Source organism: Glutamicibacter sp. BW80 (assembly GCF_002332385.1).
Lineage (GTDB): Bacteria > Actinomycetota > Actinomycetes > Actinomycetales > Micrococcaceae > Glutamicibacter.
The window spans coordinates 1-20,645 of sequence record NZ_NRGV01000050.1 but is presented as its reverse complement, the minus strand read 5'-3'; the positions used below and the strand labels follow the sequence as shown (position 1 = coordinate 20,645).

At 60.7% G+C, this 20,645-nt stretch carries 24 protein-coding genes and 1 pseudogene; 8 read left to right on the top strand and 17 right to left on the bottom strand.

The annotated features are described in order from the left end of the window. Window positions 1-80: 80 nt before the first annotated feature. On the bottom strand, window positions 81-521 hold the full coding sequence (locus tag CIK76_RS13380) for a hypothetical protein (RefSeq protein ID WP_096287276.1): 441 nt from the start codon (window positions 519-521) through the stop codon (window positions 81-83). A 257-nt stretch (window positions 522-778) separates the two neighbouring features. Between CIK76_RS13380 and CIK76_RS13375 the strand changes: the two genes are divergently transcribed. After that, window positions 779-1,225, top strand: a complete 447-nt coding sequence (locus CIK76_RS13375) for a YdeI/OmpD-associated family protein (protein WP_096287274.1) — start codon at window positions 779-781, stop codon at window positions 1,223-1,225. 107 nt (window positions 1,226-1,332) lie between these two features. Next, the gene (locus tag CIK76_RS13370) at window positions 1,333-1,821 is read left to right on the top strand and encodes a GNAT family N-acetyltransferase (RefSeq protein ID WP_096287272.1); all 489 of its coding nucleotides are present in this window, start codon (window positions 1,333-1,335) and stop codon (window positions 1,819-1,821) included. Window positions 1,822-1,882: 61 nt separating this feature from the next. Here CIK76_RS13370 and CIK76_RS19860 read toward each other — a convergent pair whose 3' ends face one another. The 3 genes from CIK76_RS19860 to CIK76_RS13355 all read right to left on the bottom strand — a co-directional run bounded on the left by CIK76_RS19860 (window position 1,883) and on the right by CIK76_RS13355 (window position 5,486). Beyond that, window positions 1,883-3,571 carry a cytochrome b/b6 domain-containing protein gene (locus CIK76_RS19860; RefSeq protein ID WP_255248471.1) on the bottom strand — a complete coding sequence of 563 codons (1,689 nt, stop codon included), beginning with the start codon at window positions 3,569-3,571 and terminating at the stop codon, window positions 1,883-1,885. Between the two features lie 78 nt (window positions 3,572-3,649). Beyond that, window positions 3,650-4,642, bottom strand: coding sequence for an electron transfer flavoprotein subunit alpha/FixB family protein (locus CIK76_RS13360; RefSeq protein WP_096287270.1), 993 nt, complete (start codon window positions 4,640-4,642; stop codon window positions 3,650-3,652). A 64-nt stretch (window positions 4,643-4,706) separates the two neighbouring features. Then, the gene (locus CIK76_RS13355) at window positions 4,707-5,486 is read right to left on the bottom strand and encodes an electron transfer flavoprotein subunit beta/FixA family protein (RefSeq protein ID WP_176484216.1); all 780 of its coding nucleotides are present in this window, start codon (window positions 5,484-5,486) and stop codon (window positions 4,707-4,709) included. Between the two features lie 406 nt (window positions 5,487-5,892). On the opposite strand from CIK76_RS13355, the gene CIK76_RS13350 reads away from it, so the two are divergent. Beyond that, window positions 5,893-6,489, top strand: a complete 597-nt coding sequence (locus tag CIK76_RS13350; RefSeq protein WP_096287268.1) for a class I SAM-dependent methyltransferase — start codon at window positions 5,893-5,895, stop codon at window positions 6,487-6,489. Window positions 6,490-6,631: 142 nt separating this feature from the next. Then, window positions 6,632-7,525: an alpha/beta fold hydrolase gene (locus tag CIK76_RS13345; RefSeq protein WP_255248470.1), complete on the top strand. Its 894-nt coding sequence runs from the start codon at window positions 6,632-6,634 to the stop codon at window positions 7,523-7,525. Between the two features lie 38 nt (window positions 7,526-7,563). Here CIK76_RS13345 and CIK76_RS13340 read toward each other — a convergent pair whose 3' ends face one another. From CIK76_RS13340 to CIK76_RS13300, 11 genes and pseudogenes are all read right to left on the bottom strand, one after another. Continuing rightward, complete coding sequence (locus tag CIK76_RS13340; protein WP_096287266.1) at window positions 7,564-8,376, bottom strand: AAA family ATPase; 813 nt, start codon at window positions 8,374-8,376, stop codon at window positions 7,564-7,566. Continuing rightward, window positions 8,376-8,909 (bottom strand): Mu transposase C-terminal domain-containing protein, encoded by a 534-nt coding sequence (locus CIK76_RS19855; protein ID WP_255248492.1) that lies wholly within the window; start codon window positions 8,907-8,909, stop codon window positions 8,376-8,378. The genes CIK76_RS13340 and CIK76_RS19855 overlap by 1 nt, the downstream gene beginning before the upstream one ends. A gap of 135 nt (window positions 8,910-9,044) precedes the next feature. After that, a pseudogene (locus CIK76_RS19850) lies at window positions 9,045-9,359 on the bottom strand (transposase family protein); the annotation flags it as partial. Between the two features lie 24 nt (window positions 9,360-9,383). Next, complete coding sequence (locus CIK76_RS19845) at window positions 9,384-9,884, bottom strand: helix-turn-helix domain-containing protein (protein WP_255248469.1); 501 nt, start codon at window positions 9,882-9,884, stop codon at window positions 9,384-9,386. A gap of 6 nt (window positions 9,885-9,890) precedes the next feature. Then, window positions 9,891-10,484 carry a recombinase family protein gene (locus CIK76_RS13330; RefSeq protein ID WP_096287264.1) on the bottom strand — a complete coding sequence of 198 codons (594 nt, stop codon included), beginning with the start codon at window positions 10,482-10,484 and terminating at the stop codon, window positions 9,891-9,893. Between the two features lie 397 nt (window positions 10,485-10,881). Beyond that, window positions 10,882-11,301, bottom strand: coding sequence for a DUF302 domain-containing protein (locus CIK76_RS13325; protein ID WP_022876883.1), 420 nt, complete (start codon window positions 11,299-11,301; stop codon window positions 10,882-10,884). Window positions 11,302-11,389: 88 nt separating this feature from the next. Then, complete coding sequence (locus CIK76_RS13320; RefSeq protein ID WP_096287262.1) at window positions 11,390-12,718, bottom strand: MFS transporter; 1,329 nt, start codon at window positions 12,716-12,718, stop codon at window positions 11,390-11,392. 54 nt (window positions 12,719-12,772) lie between these two features. Beyond that, window positions 12,773-13,669, bottom strand: coding sequence for a sulfite exporter TauE/SafE family protein (locus CIK76_RS13315; RefSeq protein ID WP_096287260.1), 897 nt, complete (start codon window positions 13,667-13,669; stop codon window positions 12,773-12,775). 65 nt (window positions 13,670-13,734) lie between these two features. Next, a complete protein-coding gene (locus tag CIK76_RS13310; RefSeq protein ID WP_096287258.1) occupies window positions 13,735-14,031 on the bottom strand; it encodes a rhodanese-like domain-containing protein in 297 nt (98 codons plus the stop codon). A gap of 120 nt (window positions 14,032-14,151) precedes the next feature. Continuing rightward, window positions 14,152-14,736 carry a rhodanese-like domain-containing protein gene (locus tag CIK76_RS13305; protein ID WP_022876879.1) on the bottom strand — a complete coding sequence of 195 codons (585 nt, stop codon included), beginning with the start codon at window positions 14,734-14,736 and terminating at the stop codon, window positions 14,152-14,154. A gap of 114 nt (window positions 14,737-14,850) precedes the next feature. After that, window positions 14,851-16,248 (bottom strand): MBL fold metallo-hydrolase, encoded by a 1,398-nt coding sequence (locus CIK76_RS13300; protein WP_096287254.1) that lies wholly within the window; start codon window positions 16,246-16,248, stop codon window positions 14,851-14,853. A 517-nt stretch (window positions 16,249-16,765) separates the two neighbouring features. Here CIK76_RS13300 and CIK76_RS13295 point away from each other — a divergent pair. Both CIK76_RS13295 and CIK76_RS13290 read left to right on the top strand, forming a co-directional pair. Then, window positions 16,766-17,023: a metal-sensitive transcriptional regulator gene (locus CIK76_RS13295; protein ID WP_022876876.1), complete on the top strand. Its 258-nt coding sequence runs from the start codon at window positions 16,766-16,768 to the stop codon at window positions 17,021-17,023. Between the two features lie 213 nt (window positions 17,024-17,236). Beyond that, window positions 17,237-17,797, top strand: a complete 561-nt coding sequence (locus tag CIK76_RS13290) for a TIGR02391 family protein (RefSeq protein ID WP_096287252.1) — start codon at window positions 17,237-17,239, stop codon at window positions 17,795-17,797. Window positions 17,798-18,069: 272 nt separating this feature from the next. On the opposite strand, the gene CIK76_RS13285 is transcribed toward CIK76_RS13290, so the two are convergent. Next, complete coding sequence (locus tag CIK76_RS13285; RefSeq protein ID WP_096287250.1) at window positions 18,070-18,450, bottom strand: hypothetical protein; 381 nt, start codon at window positions 18,448-18,450, stop codon at window positions 18,070-18,072. 259 nt (window positions 18,451-18,709) lie between these two features. After that, a complete protein-coding gene (locus CIK76_RS13280) occupies window positions 18,710-19,168 on the bottom strand; it encodes a hypothetical protein (RefSeq protein WP_141393560.1) in 459 nt (152 codons plus the stop codon). 509 nt (window positions 19,169-19,677) lie between these two features. On the opposite strand from CIK76_RS13280, the gene CIK76_RS13275 reads away from it, so the two are divergent. Further along, entirely contained in the window at window positions 19,678-20,079 is a 402-nt protein-coding gene (locus tag CIK76_RS13275) for a hypothetical protein (RefSeq protein ID WP_105554767.1), read from the top strand. Between the two features lie 219 nt (window positions 20,080-20,298). Next, the coding region (locus CIK76_RS13270) for a transposase (protein ID WP_176484215.1) at window positions 20,299-20,645 on the top strand (347 nt) is incomplete at its 3' end.

The window sequence follows — 20,645 nt, the reverse complement described above, 5'->3', positions numbered from 1 at the left end:
GGAGCGAGCAAAAACCCCAGTGGTGCCGAACAGCAGTTCGTGCGCCACTGGGGTTTTTGCGTGCAGAAAAAAGCAAGAGCTTAGGGGGCGCCGGGTGTATCGCGGGGTGCGCTGGATGTGAGCCGATTGATCAGCGGGGTGCAGAGCAAATAGACCGCCACGCTGACCGCGGCGCTCGCCAGGGCCAGCGGGTAGGTGCTCATGACCAGATAGTAGCAGCCCACGATCACCACGAAGCTCAGCAACGATTCCAAGGTATTGCCGGCAATCTTGTCGGCCTCGGGAAATAGCATTCGCACCAGGCGGTCGGTGATTTCACCCGTAGCGAGCAGTACCAGGGTAAAGACGATGACGAGGACCGGAACCCATGGCCAAAGGCCCTGTTTCAGCTCGCCGAGCTGCGGGAGCCAGAGCGGGGTGAGGAATCCGAGGAGAAACGGAAGTCCAGCCATCAGCGCGCAGGCGGCCAGATAGAGGATGAAGATCAGCAGTTCGTGGGGTTTCGGTTTTTGTTCCGGCAAGTTTTCCTTTGCATGGATTGCAACGCGTGATTAGCGATGGCTCCGCGCGGTATTCGTGGAGTGGGGGGGGTGCTGTCCATGATGCCACAGAAAGAATTGAGGACCATGAAGAGCAGGGGCCAGTGCGCGTTGGCCAATCTGGCTCCCCGGCGGGCCGCTGGCAGCGTTTCGCAACTCATGAGAATTGATGGTGGTCAGCGCGGAGATACTGGACTACCGTGGAGATCAAAGACTTGCCTGAAACAAAGGAGCAGCTCATGCCGGAATTCACCACCACATTGATGGCCTCGACCGGAAATAACGTGGGCATTGTTGTTCCCGACGAAATCGTCCGGGGATTCAATCACGGCAAACGGGTACCGGTGACGGTGACGATCGACGGGGACTACACCTATCGAAATACCATCTCATCCATGGGCGGGCAATTTTTGATCTCTTTCAATTCCGAAACGCGCGGTGCCACCGGTCGGGGTGCCGGGGATGAGGTCACCGTGAAACTGGAACTCGACGAGGCACCGCGAATCATCGAAGTCCCCGAGGACCTTGCGGTGAAACTGTCTCTGGAACCGGCCCTTGCCGACGCCTGGAACAATCTCTCCTACAGCAAGCAACGCGGTCATGTTGAACCGATCATCTCGGCAAAGGGCGCGGATACCCGTGCTCGACGAGTGGAAAAAGTCATCAAGGCACTACGCGTCGACTAGTGTCGACTAACTTTGGTGCGTCGGTACCGGCGCTCCAGGCGACCGCGGAGGATAGGCCGGGCGGATTACCCGCCCGGTGGCGAGCATGGCGCAAGGGAGCCGACCACATGGGACAGCCAAGGGCCGTGGGGATTCAGGATCTACGGCTGTGCGCAGCACGCGCGGAAGACGCTGCAGCCATAGCCCAGCTGTGTGTGGACAGCGGCCGGGACCCGTGGACGGCGCAGGCAATCCAGAGCACCTCCCACCGGACCGTCGTAGTGGCGGTGGCCGGCACCCAGATTGCCGGCATCGCGAAGACCCATTGGCACGAAGACGCCCACGGAATTGCACCGGCAGGCCACTACCTCGGCGGGGTCATCGTAGATCCAGACTGGCGCAGGCATGGAATTGGCCAGGCCCTCACTGCGGCGCGTCTGGAATGGATCGCTGTGCGGAGCCAGCGGGCGTACTACTTCACCAACGAACGAAACGTCTCCTCGCTACGCTTGCACGCGAAATTCGGGTTTGTGCAGATCGCGGCCGGCGAAGAGATTCGCATGGTGCGCGCCGATGACGGTGACTCGAAGCTTCTGCTCTTCGAAGCGGTGCTCTGAGATGCCAAACGGCGCCCGCCGGCTCCGCTGAGAAGCCTGCAGGCGCCGTGGCAAGCGAACCCTAGTTCTTGGAAATTTTGCCGGTCATCGTTGCCACCGGCAGGAGGAACATGGGCCTGGTGAACACCCAAGCCGCCGCGACCACCGCCACCGAGACCAAGAAGATCACCAGCCCCCAGGCGTCGGCCGCGTCCCGCGAGGCATACATGTGGTTCAGGTTTTTCAACGCGCCGGTGGTGAATACCAGGAATATGTGGACCAGCACGAAGGCGACGAAGAAGATCATCACCGGGAAATGCACCTTGCGGGCCAGCTCGATCGGATAGACCCGGTTCAAGGCCTGAGGCTGTGTCGGCCACCAGCTGGACATCCGGACACCGGTCACAATGGCCAGCGGTGCAGCCACGTAGATCACGAGGAAGTACGAGGTCATCTGCAAGGCATTGTAATGAATCCAGCCATTTTCGACAGGCCAGTTGAGCGAGGCATATTGAATGGCGCCGGAGAGCATATTCGGGAAGACATCCCAGCTGGTCGGAACCACACGCATCCACTGGCCGGTAATAGCCAGCAGGATCACGAAGATCACTCCGTTCAGCACCCACAACGCATCCAAGGCCTGATGGGTCCAGATGCTGAGCGAATATTTCTTGGGACTATTTCCCTTCGGGGAGAACCAGGAGTTCGCCTTGGGCGTCCACATCGCCGCGGGCCGTTTCTCATACCGTACCTGCAACCCGGTGCGGATGATCAGCACGATAAAGAACATATTCAAGAAATGCTGCCAACCAAGCCAAGCCGGAATTCCGAGCGGGGCAGAGTCGGGCATGGTTGAATGCCCATCATAGGTGGCGATGAAGTCCTGGATTGGTTCCAGCGTGCGCAAGCCGCGCGCGGCAAGAACCACCAATAGGGCCACAATGACCGCTCCGATCACCAGGATGGCCGGCTTGACCCAGGGCTTCATCTTGATCTTTGAAGTTCCTTGGGCATCGGAGGCCGGGCGCTTTTCCGCGACGGGAGGCTGGGCCACGCTCGCGGCCTGCGCGGCAGGTTCCGCATCGGCAGGTTGCTCTTGGGCCGCGGGCTCGGCGACTTCTTCAGCGACCGGTGGTTGCCCGAGTGCGGCTGCGTCGTCGGCGACTGGTTCAGAAACCGGGACAGCCACTGGGGCTTGGGCAACGGGAGTCGCAGACTCGGTGGACTTTCCGGCAACCGCATCCTCGCGTTGGCGCAGGGGAGTGTAGCCCTGCATGCGATTGGACGGAACTGCCGCCCGTTCGGATGAATCCGCCGAAGCTGCCTCGGTGCCCGAAGCGGCCATTGCTGGAGCAGCCGGTTCCGAGTCCGGAGCTACCGGAGCTGCCGGAGTTTCGCTCGGCGTTGCTGCGGCCACCCCAGCGGGTTCCGCAGCACCGGCAGCCGGTTCCGCGACCTGTGCGCTGGTGCCGGCGGTGCCCGCGGCCGGAGCCCGGAGCGGGGTATAGCCCTGCATGCGTTGGCGGGAGGAGGCAGCGGCGGCGTTCGGGACGGGGACCGCCGCTGGCTCAGGCTGAACGGCCGTCGTCGCGGCCGGTGCAGGAGCCTGTTCTGGGGCCGGCTCGCTGGACACCGGTTCGGTGACCGGTGCTGCGGGCACGCTCGCCGTCGGTGGCGCCTCAATTTTCTGTGCAGGCTCGGCGGCTGCGTCGGGTTTTACCCCGCCTTTGGCGCGCAGGGGCGTGTAGCCTGCCATCCGTTGCTTGGTCATAATCGTTGAACCTCATCGCGTCGTCGTATCCGGCAGGTGATGCTTCGCCGGAACCTACCTGAGTGGAGAATGCCCTGATTACCCTTGGCGGGTGCGGATTTCCTCGAGCAGTTTCGGGACTACGGTAAACAGGTCGCCAACGATGCCGAAGTCTGCGTGGTCGAAGATCGGCGCATTCTCATCCTTGTCGATGGCTACGATCGTCTTGGCGGTCTGCATACCCGCACGGTGCTGAATCGCCCCGGAGATGCCCAAGGCAATGTACAGGTCCGGGGAGACGATGACACCGGTCTGGCCCACCTGCAGCTTCGGCGAGACAAAGCCTGAATCCACCGCGGCACGCGAGGCGCCAATCGCCGCGCCGAAGTGATCGGCCAGCTGCTCGACGATCTCGAATTTTTCGGCCGAGCCCACTCCGCGTCCGCCGGAGACAACGATCTTGGCGCTGCGCAGGTCCGGACGGGAGGCATCGCTTTGCATCGCTTCGACCGAGCGGATTTGGGCGCCCTTGGATACCTTGGGCAGAGCCGAAGGTTCGATGATGGTCAGCTGCGGTGCCGCGACGGACTCGGCGCGGGCATCTACGGCACCGGGGCGAATCGTGAAGATGCGCGGTCCGCCTTCGACAGTGGATTCCGAGGTGACGTCTCCGCCGAAAATCGAGTGCATGGCGATCGGCTCGTCCTCGGCCCAGCGCATGCCCACCGCATCAACGCAGACGGCACCCTCAACCCGAATGGCCAAACGGCCGGCAATGGTGCGGCCGGAGGCCGTATTGGAGAGCAGCACCGCGGACGGAGCGACAGTGCTGGTGGCCGAGGCGAGCGCCGCCACATCGGCCGAGCCGAGAGCCAAGGCGTCGAGGTCGGTAGGCAGCAGGTGAACTTCGGCGGCGCCGAGTTCACCGAGCTTGGCCGCAAGCTGCTGTTCTTGGCCCGCGGCACAGACGGCAACGGCGACGGGCGTGCCGAACTGAGCGGCGGTTCCGAGCAAGCCTGCGGTGGTGTTCTGCGGGGAGCCGTCCGGTGATACCTGGACATGGACTAGCACGCTGTGGGTGGTTTGAACCATGGGAAAATCCTCCTGAGCAAGGACAAATCGTGGGGATGAAGATTATGGAAAGGCCCGAGCTGATTTAGATAAAGTGCTTCTCGGCCAGGAAGTCGGCCAACTGGGTGGCCGCCGTTCCGTCATCGGTAATCTTTGGTCCGGCGACTCGCTCGGGGCGGTCCTCCGCAGAGACCATCACCGAACGGAAGTGGGCCGCCTCGGGACCTGCCTCGATGCCGAGGTCGGCCAGGGTCCACGTTTCCAGTGGCTTGGTCTTCGCCGCACGGATTCCCTTGAAGTTCGGGAAGCGTGGCTCGGCGGACTTCTCCGTCACCGAGACGACGGCGGGTAGCTGCACGCTCAAATTCATGGTGGTGTCGCCCAGCTGGCTGGTTCCGGTCACTTCGCTTGCGCTGATTTCCAATTCGTCGGCGTAGGGCAGCAACGGACGGTCGAGGAGTTCGGCGATCATTGCTGGCACCATGCCACCCTTGCCGTCGGTCGATTCGTTGCCTGCAAGGATCAGGTCAACGTCGAGTTTCGCCAGAGCCGCCGCGAGCACCCGGGCGGTGGAGATCATATCCGACCCAGCCAGCGCCGGGTCGGAGATATGCACCGCAGAATGCGCACCCATGGAGAGCAGCCGGCGCAGTGCAAGCACGGCCTTCTCATCTCCCATGGAGACAGCAATGACCTCAACCTCGCCCAATGACTTTTCCGCTTGGAGTGCGACCTCGCAGGCGCGTTCGCAGATCTCATCGGCGACCAGGTCTGCCGCTGCGCGGTCGAGCATTCCGGTTTGCAGGTCCAAGCGACGGCTCGACCATGTATCAGGTACCTGTTTGGTCAGGACGGCGATTTTCACGCTGGTCTCCTTCTGAGGGTTCTGTTATTTGCCAGACGTTCAGGAGATTATCCGACGCCCTGGCACAACGCTTCAAATGAAAATTTCTCGGATCGCGAGTGCTTCGCAGCAACGTCACCGACTAGGAAAAACTCTACATGTCTATTGTGCGCTCATGGGGGTGGGGCGCACATAGAAGCCGGATTTCAGAGACAATCATGACGAAATCTTCCATTTCGGTGAAGGCAATATTCGGTGGATCGGTGATCAGTGTTAACGGATATGTCCTAAGATGCCGAATATCTTGCCATCATCTCGAAAGCCCACGCCCGTATTTCGGAAACGATCACGGAGCGGAACTATTCGGGGAAAGTTCTGGGGCGACGACGTTGGACGCCTTCTGATCCAAAACATCTAGAGTGGCGTTATGACTTTTGAATCCGTCAGGTCCGCATATGGAGCCAAAGCAAGCCAGTATGTGGATGCCGTCGGCAGCATTGAACATGCTGCCGCTGCCGAAGTGGCTTTTGTCGAAACGTGGGCGCGCAGCATCAAGGGCACAGTGCTTGACGTCGGTTGCGGTCCGGGCCAATGGACACATCATTTGAGTACCTTGGGGATTGACGTCGAGGGTGTAGATCCCGTTCCCGAGTTCATTAAAATCGCTCAAAGGAACTACCCCCAAGAACGGTACCGACGTGGCCGGGCAGAAAGCTTGCACGTTGGCTCCGAAGCATTGGGCGGCGTGCTTGCCTGGTATTCACTGATTCACACCATCCCCGAACTAATCGGTGAGGCGCTCGCAGAGTTCGCTCGCTGCATTCGCCCCGGCGGCGGCCTTGCCTTGGGGTTCTTCACCGGCCCCAAACTCGAACCCTTCGACCATGCGGTTGCCACCGCCTACTATTGGCCTTTGGATCTTTTGGCTTCACATGTCGAGGCCGCGGGATTCACCGTGGCCCAATCCGAATCCCGGAACGAAGGCCAAGTACGAACTCACGGCTCGCTCTTGGCTGTCCGCTAATCGGCGCGGACCGGCCAGAGCTGGAAAGCCGCCGAATGAATTGGCCTTCGCTGTAGGGCCGCTTCTGGCGCATTCGGCCCTTTGCTCCTAGGGGAATCAGCATAAGGGCCGTTTTCCCAAGAAATCGAAAGAGGTTTAGCAGGTGGCAAAAAAGCTTGCACCCGAAAAGGGAATGCTTGAGGTTGGAGACGGCCAAAGCATCTATTGGGAAGAATGGGGCGCAGCCGACGGCGTGCCGGCGCTATATCTCCACGGTGGACCGGGCGGGACCCTAGGCGCGAGTGGCTATCGGCACAGATTCGACCTGAAACACACCCGTGTTATCGGGTTTGAGCAGCGAGGCTGCGGACGTTCGACACCGCATGCCTCGAACCCGGACACGTCGCTTCTGCATAATACGAGTGCCCACCTCATTGAAGATATTGAGGCGCTGCGCGAGGCACGAGGCATTAACGCGTGGATACTCAATGGGGTGTCTTGGGGATCAACGCTCGCGCTCGCGTACGCCCAGGCCCGCCCCGCACGCGTCCTTGGAATGGTTCTGTTCGCGGTGACCACCACTAGCAGAAGAGAAATCGATTGGATCACCGAAGGAGTCGGCTCGATTTTTCCCGAGGCATGGGACAGATTCGCCTCGTACGCCGAGCACGGCGGAGTCGGATATAGACGCGGAGAAGGGAGAATAGTCGAGGCCTATGCCCGGCTGCTGAATAGCGCAGATTCGAAGACCCGGGCGGATGCTTCGCAGGAATGGGCGCATTGGGAAGACACCCACATCTCGCTTGGCGCCGGCGGATTTGCACGCGATCCTCGCTGGGAGGACGAAGCATTTCGAATCGCCTTTGCCCGACTCACCACGCACTATTGGACGCATTTGGGCCGAACAGATTCACAGTTGCTAGAACGCATGGGGCGCATTGAGCACCTACCCGGAACCCTGATACACGGTCGACGCGATATTTCCGGGCCCGCAATCACCGCGTGGAACCTGCACCGTAGCTGGCCGAGGTCAAAGCTCATCATTTGTGATTGTTAACTTCGTTTGGCGGTTTCTGCGCACCTAATATTGGCGGTTCAACTGATTCCGATCACTAGCGTGGATCGCGCAGCTTCAACAACATCATCGGTAATCGTGTCCAGCTCATTGATTTTCATGACTCGCTGCATTTGTGTGAAGAGTCGATCGATCAGCCGGAAATTACCGCGCGTGATACGGGCGATCGCCGCGACAGCTTGCGTATCGGTGAAGTCCTCCAAGTCCAGAGTTTTTCCGAGGGCACGCCACTTTCGTTGCAGAACGAAATGCAGTTCATCCTGAGCAAGCGGACGGTACTCGTGAGCAAAACCAACACGGCTATAGAGCTGAGGGTATCGACTGAACTGCTTTTCGATGCCAGGCATCCCAATCAGCATCAGCGCGATATTGTTCCTGTCATACCTATCTCGTAGCACTTCTAAGGCAGTGGCGTTGAGTCGCTTCGACTCGTCGACGATGATCAGCTCAACATGCTTGTCTTGATTCATCGGGCCCGTCGTGGCACCTAAAGTATCGAGATGTTGATGGATACAGATCGAGGTCCGGGTGGTGACCAGAGAGAGTTCATCCTTGATTTGCTTAGGCGTCGTCAGAACCCCTGGGGTGAAGAAGACGGTCCGCGTTTTGGCCAGATCCTTGTAGATCTGGAGGTCACTGTCCTCCCGTCGGCCCCATTCCTCTATTAACGCCTCGGCTTTCGGGCTCCAGTTGGCATAACGTTTAGCCGATAGGGTTTTGCCAATTCCAGCTTGTCCATAGCAGACCCCGATAGTCCGCTGCCGACGCACCGCATTGGCGAACTCAGTGAAGCGGCGGTGCTCCTTCGTTGCGATAAAAGTTGTTGGTCCCATTACTCGTCCTCCGCGTAAGTGCGCAGCTTCGTTTTCTTGGTTCGGTGGACCGCCGGATCAGGCTGGGGTGCCTCCGTGGTTGGTTGCCCGGCCGGTAGAAATTCCGCGACGGTGGCGATTCGTTCATTGATTTGTCCGCGCAATTGACGCTTGCGTGCGGAGCGTGCCTTCTGGATGTCCTTGAACGTCACTGTGGCTCGTTCATGCGCGGGATCCACGGCTTTGCAGATGTGCTGGCCACGGTGAAAGACCTGGATCTCGGCAACGTCCCGCGGGTCATAGCGGAGAATGACGGATTCTCCGACGTAGGCAGCCAGCAACGGGGAAATGTAGCGTAGCCCTTGGAAATGCACGCCATCGCGGTGGACGATCCGTGGCTTGGCGACCGTGAGCAGCAGCAGGTTCAGTTCATCGATGGTTTCAGGCAGACGCGGTAACCAACCGTTGCCCTGCCACGCTGTTTGAGGCGTTTCCTTGATCTCTTGGTGCTCGCGCTGGTGGTAGTTCTGCCCAATGAACTCACCCAGCGCCATGTCCAGTTCACCGATGGACAGCCCCGGCTTGGGGTTGCGCACATTGTGCAAGTAGCCGGGCAGCCGGGCTAAGAGTTCGGTGTTGAGGGTGCCGAAGAATCGTTCAATCTTTCCCCTGCCCTGCGGCCGGGCCACAGCGGAGAAAATGATCTCGAAGTGCAGGTCTCTGGCGGCCTGCGCCAAGTGGTGGCTCGTGAAATCGGTTCCGTGGTCTACATAGAGCACATCAGGGATTCCGCACATCGCCCAATCTGCTGTCTTTTTGGGCCAGATCGCCTCACGCAACGCCAATGCCGTATTCAAGGATGAGGGAGCACCGGTGAAGATCATGTACCCGCACAGGGCTCGCGAGTAATCATCCATGATCGTGGTGAGCCACGGTCGGACCGGCTGGTGGCCAGCGTCAAAAACCAGGATGTCGAGCTCGGTATGATCGGCCTGCCACACCGCGTTCGGACGTTCGGCGCGGCGGCGCTAGACCAATTCATATTTATCGCGGTACACCGCCGTACCTTGCTGCGCCAGCGTCATCATCCCCGGATCTATCGCGCCGACGATCGAGCGGACGGTGGAGTAGGAAACCGGTGCCCATCCTTGGTGGAGCGCTACCTTGTTGACTTGTTCGTGGATGGCTGCCGTAGTCCTGGGCGGTTTAGCTAAGGCGAGGCCTTCGACCAGGTTCACGAATTCGCTGGGCATCCGGCGTCCGCGTTTGCCCGGTGCCACCGGTTCCAGACCAGGCTTCCCGTGGAGCTTGAAGCTCTGGTGCCATCGCTGCAGTGTCCTCAGGCCGATATGGTGTTCCCCTGCCAGAACCGTCAACGGCACTCCGTCTTCGACGTGTTGACGCAGTATTTCCCAACGTGCTGTTGCCTTAGCCAGGTAGTCACGAGGAGTTCCTGCTTTCTCGGTACTGCTGCCAATCTGGTCTTGCCCCAGCGGTACGTCCCTGCGCGTTTCGCTTCGCAGGGACACGGCCGATCACAGACTCTTGGAAGATGCGGGCTCTTGGCCCAAGTGGCGGTAGAACGTTGCGCGGCTCCAGCCAACCAGGCGTGCTGCGTCTTCGGCGGTGCGTCCCCTGGTGCGGGCATCTTTGGCGATCGCGAGCTTGTCGGCAATCACCGCCGGGTCCGAGACCGGCCGGCCGAAACGGGTTCCGGATTGCCGGGCGGCGGCAATGCCGGCGTTGACTCGTTCAACGATCAATTCGCGCTCGTATTCGGCCAACGAAGCAAGCATGTTCAGCATCATCCGACCGGTCGATGTGGCCGGGTCGATGCCATCGGAAATGGAGCGGACATTAATCCCGCGCTCCCGCAAAAGGTTCACGGTATTCAAGACATCGATCAGGGAGCGACCCAGCCGGTCAACCCGCCACACCACGACGGTGTCGCCGGCTTCGGCATAGTCCAGCAGCTTCTTCATCCCGGGCCGATCGATCGCGCTGCGGCTGCCGGAAGTCACGTCGGCGAACACGTCGCGCTTCTGCACCCCTAAAGCAACCAGGGCATCGAGCTGCAAGGCCGCGTCTTGGCTCGAAGTGCTCACGCGCGTGTATCCCAAATGTCTCACCTGCCCCAGTGTGGCTCAAAAACCCCTGCACGGCAAGCAGGTAAGACGTTTTACGTTGGGACGACTTTATAAGACGGTTGGACTCCTTGCCGTTACGGAATATTGAGACGGCATGGCCGGGCTGAGGAGAGTGTCTCAATAATCTTTAGGTTTTCAAGACGGTGGTTTCCCGGCTTATCCGCTCAATAACTGTTGTCCGTGGCTGCAACGCCCATCACTCTTTGCTGACTTGGCGGGTGGTGGTCGGCGCGTTTGGTGCCCTTAACACTGTCCGGAACCGGACGGTTCATGGGCCGATTCCTGAGGTACCTGGCTCCGCATGGAGCTCCGCGCAGGAATCGGTGCCCGTTAGCGATGTGGGAATCGTGCGAGCGACCTGTGCCAATGAGGTGAGAACCTAGGTACCTACTGTTCCGGAGATTTCCTTCAATGCCGCCTGAAGCCTGGCGTCGGCTTCGTTGGCGACCTCGCGTGTCGCGTCGCTCTGGCTGAGCTTGACCATGGTTTGCGGGTCGATGGCCTCGATGGTGGTTTCCGTGGCGGCGGGAGCGCGACGTACGACGACGTTGCACGGGAGCAGTGCGCCCAGCTGCGGTTCGGCGGTGATGCCGCGTTGGGCCAGTTGCGGGTTGCAGGCCCCGAGGATGATGTAGTCCCCCACGGAGACCCCGGCCTCCTGGCCCAGCTTTTGGGTGAAGGTCGCCTTCACATCGATTTCCGTCAGGACACCGAAACCCTGTTCTGCCAGGGCGCCGCGTGTCCGTTCGACGGCGTCTTGCCATGACAGCGGGACGGTGATGGCGTGGGTGTAGGTCATGGCGGTTCTCCTCGGGTCGTGGTGTGGAGGCGTGCCGAGCGCGACTGCGTGCTCCGCCACGGCATGGGACCTCGGTTCTGTGGCCATGCTACGGGTTGGTGTGGTCGCGCGGAAGTGTTGCCAGGGCATTGCCCCCAGGGGTCGGCCGGGGATGCGGTGGGTGCGTTTCATACATGCGGATCGCGACGATCAGCCCTGCGGCTGCACTGAGTGCCGCGGCCATCCAGACGCCGGCGTTGAGCCCGAACAGGTCGGCGACGATCCCGCCAATGATGGCACCGACGGCATATCCGAGGTCGCGCCAGACCCGGTAGACGCCCACCGCGCGTCCCCTCCAAGCGGGATGGGCGACGTCGCCCACGGAGGCCAGCAGCGTGGGGTAGACCATGGCGGTTCCCGCGCCGAGCAATACGGTTCCCGAGGCCCAGGCACCAAAGCCGTCCCCGAGCGCGATGATCGCAAGGGCTCCGGCCTGGACCAACATGCCGGTGGTGATGAGGTGTTTGCGTCCGATCCGGTCCGAGAGAGCACCGGTCGCCATTTGGCCTATGCCCCAGACCCCGGGATACAGGGCGAAAAGCAGGCCGATCTGGCCCATGCTGAGATCCGCGGTGGCGAACAGGAGGGGGAACAGGCCCCAGGAGAGTCCGAAGTTCAGGTTGTTCACCAGGCCGGCCAGGCTCGCCGAGGACAAGGCCGGTTCCCGGAAGCTGGTCAGGGAAAAGATTTGGCCGTTGGCTAGGTTGGCGTCCAGGCCATGCCGGGCGGAGGCGCCCCGGGCAGCCATGTTTCCGGCATCCAGGAGGGCATGTGGGTGGGTCTCCCGGACGAAAAGGCCCGACAGCAGCAGTGCCAAGGCGGTGTAGGCGATTCCCAAGAGGAAGGGCGCCGGACGCAGCCCGTACTGTTCGGCGAGGTATCCGGCCAGCAGGGACGTGGCGGCCACGGCACCGTAGCCCGCGGCCTCGTTCAGTCCCATGGCCAGGCCGCGCTGGGCCGGGCCTACCAGATCGATCTTCATGATGACGGTGGTCGACCAGGTCAGGCCTTGGTTGATGCCCAGCAGAACGTTCGCGGCGACGACCCAGCTCCAGTCCGGGGCGAAAATGAGCATGAGCGGCACCGGGATGGCGAAGAGCCACCCGGCCAGCAGCACGGGGGTGCGTCCGTAGCGGTCCGAGAGGGTCCCGGCGAACCAGTTGGAGGTCGCCTTGGCGATCCCGAAGGCCGCCACGTAGGCGAAGAGGAACGTGTATCCGCTCAGGCCGAACTCCGCGTGGGCCAGCAGCGGAAGGACGGTTTGCTGTTGCCCGACCATCCCGCCGACGAGTGCGTTGACCGCGACAAGCAACGCGAACTGGGCCGCGTTGGCGCGCAAACCCAGGACAGGGAGGATCTTGGTGGTGGACGGTTTCATGCGCGGACTCCTGGAGTGCCGAGGCTGGAGGGGCAACACGGAGGGGAGCCGGGGCTAGCGGGCTTCGGTTGCCGTGGTGGTGGCGGGTGAACCCAGGGACTTGCGTCGCAGGGGGCATGCGGGGATGGCAAACCAGCACAGGGCCGCGGCCGCGGCGATTGCGGTGGCCGCGAGGCCCAGGATGAGGTTGGCGGGGGAGGGTAGTTCCTGGACGAGGACGAAGACGCCCATGGCCAGGACGAAGAAGCCAAAGCCCTTGCGCAGGGCCGCTTCGGGGATGCGTCCGGCCAGGCGTGCGCCGAGGAAGGAGCCGAGGATCGCGGCGGCTGTGACTCCGCCGACAAGTGTCCAGTCCAGGGTGACGGTGGTGAGGTAGCCGCCGAGTCCGGCGAAGGACTTCATGGCGATAACCACCAGCGAGGTGCCGACGGCGACGGGCATGGACAGGCCGCCAAGCAGGGCGAGTGCCGGAACGACGAGGAAGCCGCCGCCGGCACCGACGAGCCCGGTGACCAAGCCGACGACCAGGCCCTCGATGATGACCTTGGGCACCGGCAGATCCCCCTGGTGGGGTGCGCCTGCGGGGTTCTTACGGCCGCGGATCATGGCCAGGGAGGTGGCGACCATCATGAGGGCGAAGGCGATCATGAGGATCGTTCCGGGAATATGGCCCCCCAGGAGGCCGCCGCCGAAGGCCCCTGCCATGCCGGCGGCGCCGAAGACGAGTCCGGTGCGCCATTGCACACGTTTCTTGCGGGCGTGGGTCACGGCGCTGACGGCGGAGGTCGCGCCGACGACGAAGAGCGAGGCGGCGATGGCTTCCTTGGGGTTCATGCCGGCGACGTAGGTGAGGATCGGGACGGTGAGGATGGACCCGCCCCCGCCGAGCAGGCCGAGGGAGATCCCGATCAGCACCGAGAGCAGGAGGGTGAGTGCGAGGGTGAGGGTCATGGAGGGGGCCTTGTCTGGGAAGGAAGGGCAGGGGACGCGGGTGGGGTTGGCGCCGGGGTATGGCTTTAGGTGACGGGCAGGCCGGCACGTTGCCAGGCGGTCATGCCGCCGGCCATGGTGTCGGCGGTGAATCCGGCGCCGGTGAGGGCGTCGGCGACGCGGGCGCTGCGGTTGCCGCTGCGGCAGATGACGATGACGGGGCGGGTCCGGTCGATCTCCCCCAGGCGGGTGTTGAGCTCTCCCATGTGGATGTGGATGGCGCCGGGGATCATTCCCTCGGCGACTTCGAAGTCTTCGCGGACGTCAAGGACCTGGTCCGTGGCACGTCGCTGGTCGGTGTCGGTGATGGTGATTTCGGGCATGGTCTGCTCCTTCGGGGGCGTGTTCAAGCGGTATGTGGGTGCTTTCCGGGCCCGGATCAACGCGACCCGGGCCCGGAAACCGGGAGGAATCCGGTTGGCGGCGGGCCAACCGGGTGTGCGCTAGGACTTCTTGGGCGGAAGCTGGGCGAGGACCGATGCACGGGTCGGTTCGTTGCCGGTCTTGTTCCACGGCATCTTGGCCAGGGCCTTGCCCATGGCGCAGGTGTTGGTGGCCGCGGAGAAGGTCAGGCCCGCGCCGATGGCACCGGCGACGGTGCGCAGCTGCGGGGAGAGGAACTTCCCACCCACCAGCCCGGCCACCACGAGGGAACCGGCGGCCATGCGCACCTGGCGTTCCAGGTCCCAGCGCTTGGAACCCTCGACGGTCCCGCCACCGGCCTGCTTGTAAGCGGGGACGCCGCCGGACAGGACATGGGCGTTGCCGAATCCGACTGCCGCGAGGTGTGTCTTGGCTTCGGTGGCGCGCACGCCGGATTGGCAGACCAGCACCACCTTGGTGTCGAGTTTCGAGGCGAGTTCCTCGGTGTGTTCTGCCAGCAACGGGAGGGGGACGTTGTAGGAGCCCTTGATATGCAGGGATTCGAATTCGGCGGCGGAACGCACGTCCAGCACCACGACGTCGGTGCCGGTATCGATCCAGTCCTTGAGCTCTTCGGGGCTGGTGGCCTGGGGGATGGTGTTCATGGGGGTGTGGGCCTTTCTGCCGGGCATGGCGCCCGGCCGGTCCCGCATCCGGAAAGGGGGATGCGGGACCGGGAATACGTAGAATTTATTGTTGAGGGATGGGCAGTGGAGAACCTAGGCGTTCTGCATTTGCTTCCAGTCGGCCCATCCGGCGTAGCTGCCCTCGAGTTCAACGACGTCGAACCCGGCCCGGCGCAGGGCGGAGGCGGCCACGGAGTTGCGCACCCCGGACTGGCAGAAGCTCACGATCACGCCGTCGGACGGAAGCTTGTCGGTGTTCCAGAGCACCCGTCCGGCGTTGAGCTGTTCGGAGCCGGGCACGTGTCCGGCAGTGTGCTCGGTCTTGTTGCGCACATCCAAGACCATGGCCGCATCGAACCCTGCCAGGTCGGCCGGGGAGATCGTGCGGGGCACGTAGACCGGCAGGCCGTCCAGGGAAGTGATGTATCCGGCGACGCGGTCGATGCCCACGCGGATGAGGTGGTCCCACATCTCGGTGGCCGTTTCGCTGTTGGGAGCCAAGAGCACCAGCGGTCGCTGGTCCGTTTCCGGGTCCACGGCCCAGGCACCGTAGCTTGCCGCCTTGGTGCCGGCGGGAATGTTCAGTGCCCCTGCGACGGTTCCCTCGTGGACCTCGGTGTGGTGGCGGGTGTCGACAATGCCGATTTCGTTCGCGGCCAGGGCGGTGGCAACGTCCTCGATGGCCAGCTGGGCCAGCGGTGCGCGTTCGCCCAGGACGGCCAGACCCTGGCGGTTTTCGCGCTTCATGCGTCCGAAGTAGGCGTGGGCGTCGGGCTGCCCGTCAAGCAGGGCCTCGACGAATCCAGCCTCGTCGTTTGCCTCTAGGTAGGGACCCCACCACGCGAAGTTGCGCTCATACCCGACGGTGGAGGACGGGATGGCGCCCAAGGCCTTGCCGCAAGCGCTGCCGGCGCCGTGGCCCGGGTAGACCTGGACGTAGTCAGGCAGGGTCAGGAACTTGTTCTTCAGCGAGACGAAGAGGTCGTGGGCCCCGGCGAAACGGGTGTCGGTACCGCCGGCGGCCTCGTCGAGCAGGTCCGGGCGGCCCAGGTCCCCGGAGAAGACGAAGTCGCCCGAGAGCAGGAAGCCCGGCTTGTCACTGAAGGCGCCGTCGGTGACCAGGAAGGAGAGGTGTTCGGGGGTGTGCCCCGGGGTGTGCAGGGCGGTGACGGTGATGTTTCCCAGCGTGATGGTGGACTGGTCAAAGAGGCGTTCGGCTTCGAATTCGTATTGCCAGTCCGGCCCGCCCTCGCCCGAAACGTAAATCTCCGCGTCGGTGGCGGCGGCCAGCTCCCGGGTGCCGGAGAGGTAGTCGGCGTGGATGTGGGTCTCGGTGACGGCGGTGATCTTCATGCCGTTTTTTGCGGCAAGGTCCCGGTACACCTGGATGTCGCGCCGGGCGTCCACCACGAGGGCCTCGCCCTTGGCCTGGCAGCCGATGAAGTAGCTGGCCTGTGCCAGGTCCTCGTCATAGATTCGTTCGAGAAGCATTGGTTCTCCTTGTGGTTGGTCAGTTTACCCTTCATACCCCTGGGGGTATCCGGTTCACAGGCAACAATAATACCCCCTGGGGTATACGTCAAGTCGTTCACGGATGCACAAAAAAGCGGCGATCGACACCATCGGGAATGGTGCCGATCGCCGCAGGCGCATGCGAGGCTGGGCCTAGCGGCCCAAGAGGCGCGCGAAGAAGCCGCCTTTCTTGCTGGACTCCTTCGGGGCATTTGGATCGCAGGAGCAGCGCTCGCTCCGCGGCACGTGGGCCATGACCTGCTTGACATGCTGGCCACATCCGGCCCAGGTGGTTTTCTGACACTTACGGCATTTGGTCGCACGGCACATATGGTGACTCCTTGCGTCTGGGGTTGTTGATGGAGGCTTGGCCGCCCCCTCTGTATTCGAGTATGGCATATACCCATGGGGGTATCGAGAATCACTGCCATTGATACGCTAAGGAAACCCCCGGGGGTATACCATTGAAGAAATCAACACCTTGAAGGGACCCACCATGGAACTTGAAGCGGACACCATGAAACCGGCCATCAACAGGCTCAAGCGCGCCCAGGGCCAGCTTAACGCCGTGATCCGCATGCTGGAGGAAGGCGGCGACTGCCGCGCGGTGGTCACCCAGCTTTCCGCCGCCTCCAAGGCCATAGACCGTGCCGGGTTCTCCATTATCGCCACCGGGCTCGAGCAGTGCCTGAAAAGCGAGGACCCCACAGCCGACCGTGCCGACATGGAAAAACTCTTCCTCTCCCTGGCCTAGCCCCAGCCATCCAGCGATAGCTCTCCCCGAGACCACCCATGGAGTCCGGCAGGACCACTGCGCGAACTTCGGCAGTGCGGCGGTTCCGCAACCGCCGAGGAATCACTCCCTGCCGCCAAGCGGGCCGTAGCGATCAGCACCCCTGTTCACTAATCAGACGCCGCGCACCGAGCGACAGCAGTCAATGTGGGTGCTTGATCCATCGGCCCGAAGATGCAACAGCCAAGGCCAGAAAACACCGCCACTAAGCACTGTGAAAAACAGGCCACTTATCGTTGTGGCTCACAAGTACTTATTCAGCGAGGCGAAGAACTCAGTAAACACCTGGGAACTGATGCACCAGACATGGATGCCTCAAATTTGCATCCTTGGGCCTGGGAACGAAGCAAATCTTTGTGGAATAGCGGGCACTACCACGAGGCTGTGATGGAGGCAGCTAAAACTATCAATCACGAAGCACAGCAGAAGCTTGGACGCATGGATCTTTCGGAGCGAAAGCTCTTCAACGACGCATTCAGCACCAACCCGGCCAAGCCAGGCGCGCCAAGACTTCGACTCGCCAAAAATGACGGTGGGGACACATATGCGAACCTGCACCAGGGCGCGCGTGCATTCGCCGAAGGGCTCTATGCGGGCATCCGCAACCCAGGCATGCACAAACCGCAGGAAAACCATGGCGGGCAACAGCAGCTAGCCCTCGAACAGCTCGCAGCATTCAGCCTGCTAGCCCGCTGGATAGACCAAGCAGAAGTGGAAACAGCTCCCGCCAATTAGCCGGCACTCAATGAGTGTTCCCATAAACGATAAAAAAACTTTCTGGGAAGAATCTATTTCGGGAAGCAGTTTCGGGAAAACAAGAACATTGAAAAACCGCCGATCCTGTCAGTTTCCGAAGTCCTCAGCATTTCTGTCCATAGTCCACAGCACTGCCGCCCGCAAGGGGAACGTTCTACGGGACACCGAAGTAAGTCGCGATCTCAAAACCTATTAACTCGTCAGTTCGTGACAACGCCAGGGTGCAAACCGGAAAGCACATCTCTATGCGATTACCTGATTTCACAGACGATTTCGTAAGGCTCAAAATTAAAGCCCTGACGCATGGCTTCTCTACAAGCTTCCTGGATCTGTTCATGCACCGGCCGCCCAGGTGAGAATGCACCGACCCTCACCTCGATCCGTGCCCCATTAAAATTAGACTCCAGTACAACCGCGGATTCCACTGCGGCAATTTTCTCTATCTCAGAAGCAATATAGTCGGCCTTCTCTTTCCCCGGTTCCGCAGTACGACTAACGTCTCTGGCTTCCGCCCACGAAACGATGAAGTGATTCAGCCCAAGATGGATTGAGAAGCCCACACCGAGCGCAAGGAACGCAGACGTTGCAACTATCACCAAGATAGTTTTTATCGTTCTGCCATAATATTTCATTTTTACAGCATAGGTTGTTTCACTGGAGTTTCTTCCCGGCTCCGGCATGCAGGGGACGTGTTGCGGACTTGCAATTCCGCAGTTCTGGCTGCGTCATCGCAGCTCTCAGGCCCGAATCTCAACGCATCCGACGAGAATCACGCCAAGATGGACTATTGATTTTACAGCTCATCTTCGTGACAGAGGGGCAACACTGCAGTAGACCGCTAACGTGCACAAAAGGCTAGCAATCCGCAAGTTGTTCCCACGGTTCAAAGTATCAAGCTTCTGGATGGAAATCGGACTGTTCAGCGAACTTTCTGGCAAGTGACTGGTACTTGTCTCTGAACTCCTCTTCGGGAATGTTCTGCCGAGCAACGACGGAGATATTTGTGTTTTCTACGATGTATCGACAACTCATGAGCTCTTCGTAGGCTTCGAGCGTTTCGCATGATTCACCGAAGAGACCAGCCATCCTTTCACCACTGCTATCTTCGACGGCGTCATAGGAGATGAAGAAAAGCTGCACGACACCATCAGCAAGCGTAAGCGCCAAATCTCTATTGTTGCATTCGCCTCCAGTCGCAGAAAGCTGGTGCCCCGATTCCAGATAGAGAAAGGTCCCGATGTGTTCGGTCTCTGTGGACATCTGCTCGTCTGAAGGGTTGCCTGTGCAGAACCCGGTCTCTGCCGCTCGTTCCGCAGTGATGAGTTCGTACCCGTCGATCGATTTTGACACCTTTGAATTCATATCTGTGCCAGATTCAATCAGCGGGCTAGTACAACTGGCAAGCAGTAGAACTGACGCAAGAAGTAAGGCTACTATCGGTTTGCGCATCATGTTCTGCCTCATCGTTCTCTTCCGTTTCTCAATCGCTGCAGCTTTCCAACAAGGCGTACTACGTTACTTATGCCCAGAGTTGGGCCTACAAAATGTAATTCACTGCGTCGTATGCAAACTGCTACGCGCATAGAGCTGACGAATATCCAGAATATCGCCTTGAACAGGAAATACTTTTTCTAGCATTCCTCCCGTTATTCGAGCTGATTCAAAACGGCTCTGGCGAATTCAGCCTACTTTTCATTATCGGGAAGAGCCAGTCCCTGTTGGAGCGAATCTAGCATCCTTGTTCCACAGGTGAACGTGAACTGGCAACTCGCTACTATTGCCTGAGGAGGCGCTGCAATCGCTGAATTCATCCTCAACTCATCAATTAGCTATTCGACATCGTCGTATTAGAGGGACCCATGAAGAAAAATGTCACGAGTTCCACCCTGATTATGGCTCTCGCGCTCTCTGGATGTACTGCTTACGAAGTCGCGCCCGGCCCATCAGTTGTCCCAGCAGAGGAACTTGCACATGGCACTGACGGCGGCCAAGAATGGGCGGATACAAAAATCAATGAGTGGCTCGGAGCGAATGGAGCCAGGAATATCAGTGCGCTCAGTGGTCCGACATTCTACGTCGATTCATGGGAGTCCCCGGCTGAAGGCGAGCTAGTCGTGCGAACTAAAGGTGGAGCCTACGACAAAGTTGCATTAGGCATGATTGCTTCAAGCATTCTTCACGGCACGGGTGAGGACATGCAGAAAATCACTGCGATCAATGAGTACAACAAAATTCAAGCCACCTACGAACGGCTTAAGTAGCGCGGGCTCGTCTCGAGAAAACATTGAGTCACACGATAAAAACGCGTAAATTCATCCATCCATCCGCTGGACTGAGGCATACCAATATAGATCGACTAGCCCGGGTATTTCATGACGACGGCAGTCATTAACTGACTTAAAAGATGAAAAGGTGACCTGAACAGGGAAAATAGGAGTGTCGAAGCTTCCAAAATACCCGTACAAAGGATCACCTTTTCTGTGAACCATTCTACCCACGTTTTCCCTGCCATCCCGACCCAACTCACCGGTCAATCTCTGGTCTCCCATGCAGGGTTGTCGGTGCTGACCAGTTTCCTGAACGCGGTGGACTTCCGCAGGCTCTGCGAGGACCGGTTCAGCCAGTTCGTGCCCGCTACCGCAACGCACCGTCCGGGCAAGATCCTCGGCGCACTGGCCCTGTCCTTGGCGGCCGGCGGCGAGCAAGCCACAGATATTGACCAGCTGCGTGCCGCACCAGGACTCTTTGGCTCAGTAGCGTCGGATGCCACGATCAGCAGGTTCATGGGCCGGATCAAAGAACAGCCTGAAGCTTTCTCCTACGGGTT

Coding starts and splice junctions, on each gene's coding strand:
- CIK76_RS13275 (WP_105554767.1), top strand. CDS start 19,678: ATGAAGAAAAATGTCACGAGTTCCACCCTGATTATGGCTCTCGCGCTC.
- CIK76_RS13350 (WP_096287268.1), top strand. CDS start 5,893: ATGACTTTTGAATCCGTCAGGTCCGCATATGGAGCCAAAGCAAGCCAG.
- CIK76_RS13360 (WP_096287270.1), bottom strand. CDS start 4,642: ATGGTTCAAACCACCCACAGCGTGCTAGTCCATGTCCAGGTATCACCG.
- CIK76_RS19855 (WP_255248492.1), bottom strand. CDS start 8,909: ATGGCGCTGGGTGAGTTCATTGGGCAGAACTACCACCAGCGCGAGCAC.
- CIK76_RS13340 (WP_096287266.1), bottom strand. CDS start 8,376: ATGGGACCAACAACTTTTATCGCAACGAAGGAGCACCGCCGCTTCACT.
- CIK76_RS13325 (WP_022876883.1), bottom strand. CDS start 11,301: ATGACCTACACCCACGCCATCACCGTCCCGCTGTCATGGCAAGACGCC.
- CIK76_RS13315 (WP_096287260.1), bottom strand. CDS start 13,669: ATGACCCTCACCCTCGCACTCACCCTCCTGCTCTCGGTGCTGATCGGG.
- CIK76_RS13310 (WP_096287258.1), bottom strand. CDS start 14,031: ATGCCCGAAATCACCATCACCGACACCGACCAGCGACGTGCCACGGAC.
- CIK76_RS13295 (WP_022876876.1), top strand. CDS start 16,766: ATGGAACTTGAAGCGGACACCATGAAACCGGCCATCAACAGGCTCAAG.
- CIK76_RS13300 (WP_096287254.1), bottom strand. CDS start 16,248: ATGCTTCTCGAACGAATCTATGACGAGGACCTGGCACAGGCCAGCTAC.
- CIK76_RS13290 (WP_096287252.1), top strand. CDS start 17,237: ATGCAACAGCCAAGGCCAGAAAACACCGCCACTAAGCACTGTGAAAAA.
- CIK76_RS19860 (WP_255248471.1), bottom strand. CDS start 3,571: ATGACCAAGCAACGGATGGCAGGCTACACGCCCCTGCGCGCCAAAGGC.
- CIK76_RS13320 (WP_096287262.1), bottom strand. CDS start 12,718: ATGAAACCGTCCACCACCAAGATCCTCCCTGTCCTGGGTTTGCGCGCC.
- CIK76_RS13375 (WP_096287274.1), top strand. CDS start 779: ATGCCGGAATTCACCACCACATTGATGGCCTCGACCGGAAATAACGTG.
- CIK76_RS13370 (WP_096287272.1), top strand. CDS start 1,333: ATGGGACAGCCAAGGGCCGTGGGGATTCAGGATCTACGGCTGTGCGCA.
- CIK76_RS13305 (WP_022876879.1), bottom strand. CDS start 14,736: ATGAACACCATCCCCCAGGCCACCAGCCCCGAAGAGCTCAAGGACTGG.
- CIK76_RS13285 (WP_096287250.1), bottom strand. CDS start 18,450: ATGAAATATTATGGCAGAACGATAAAAACTATCTTGGTGATAGTTGCA.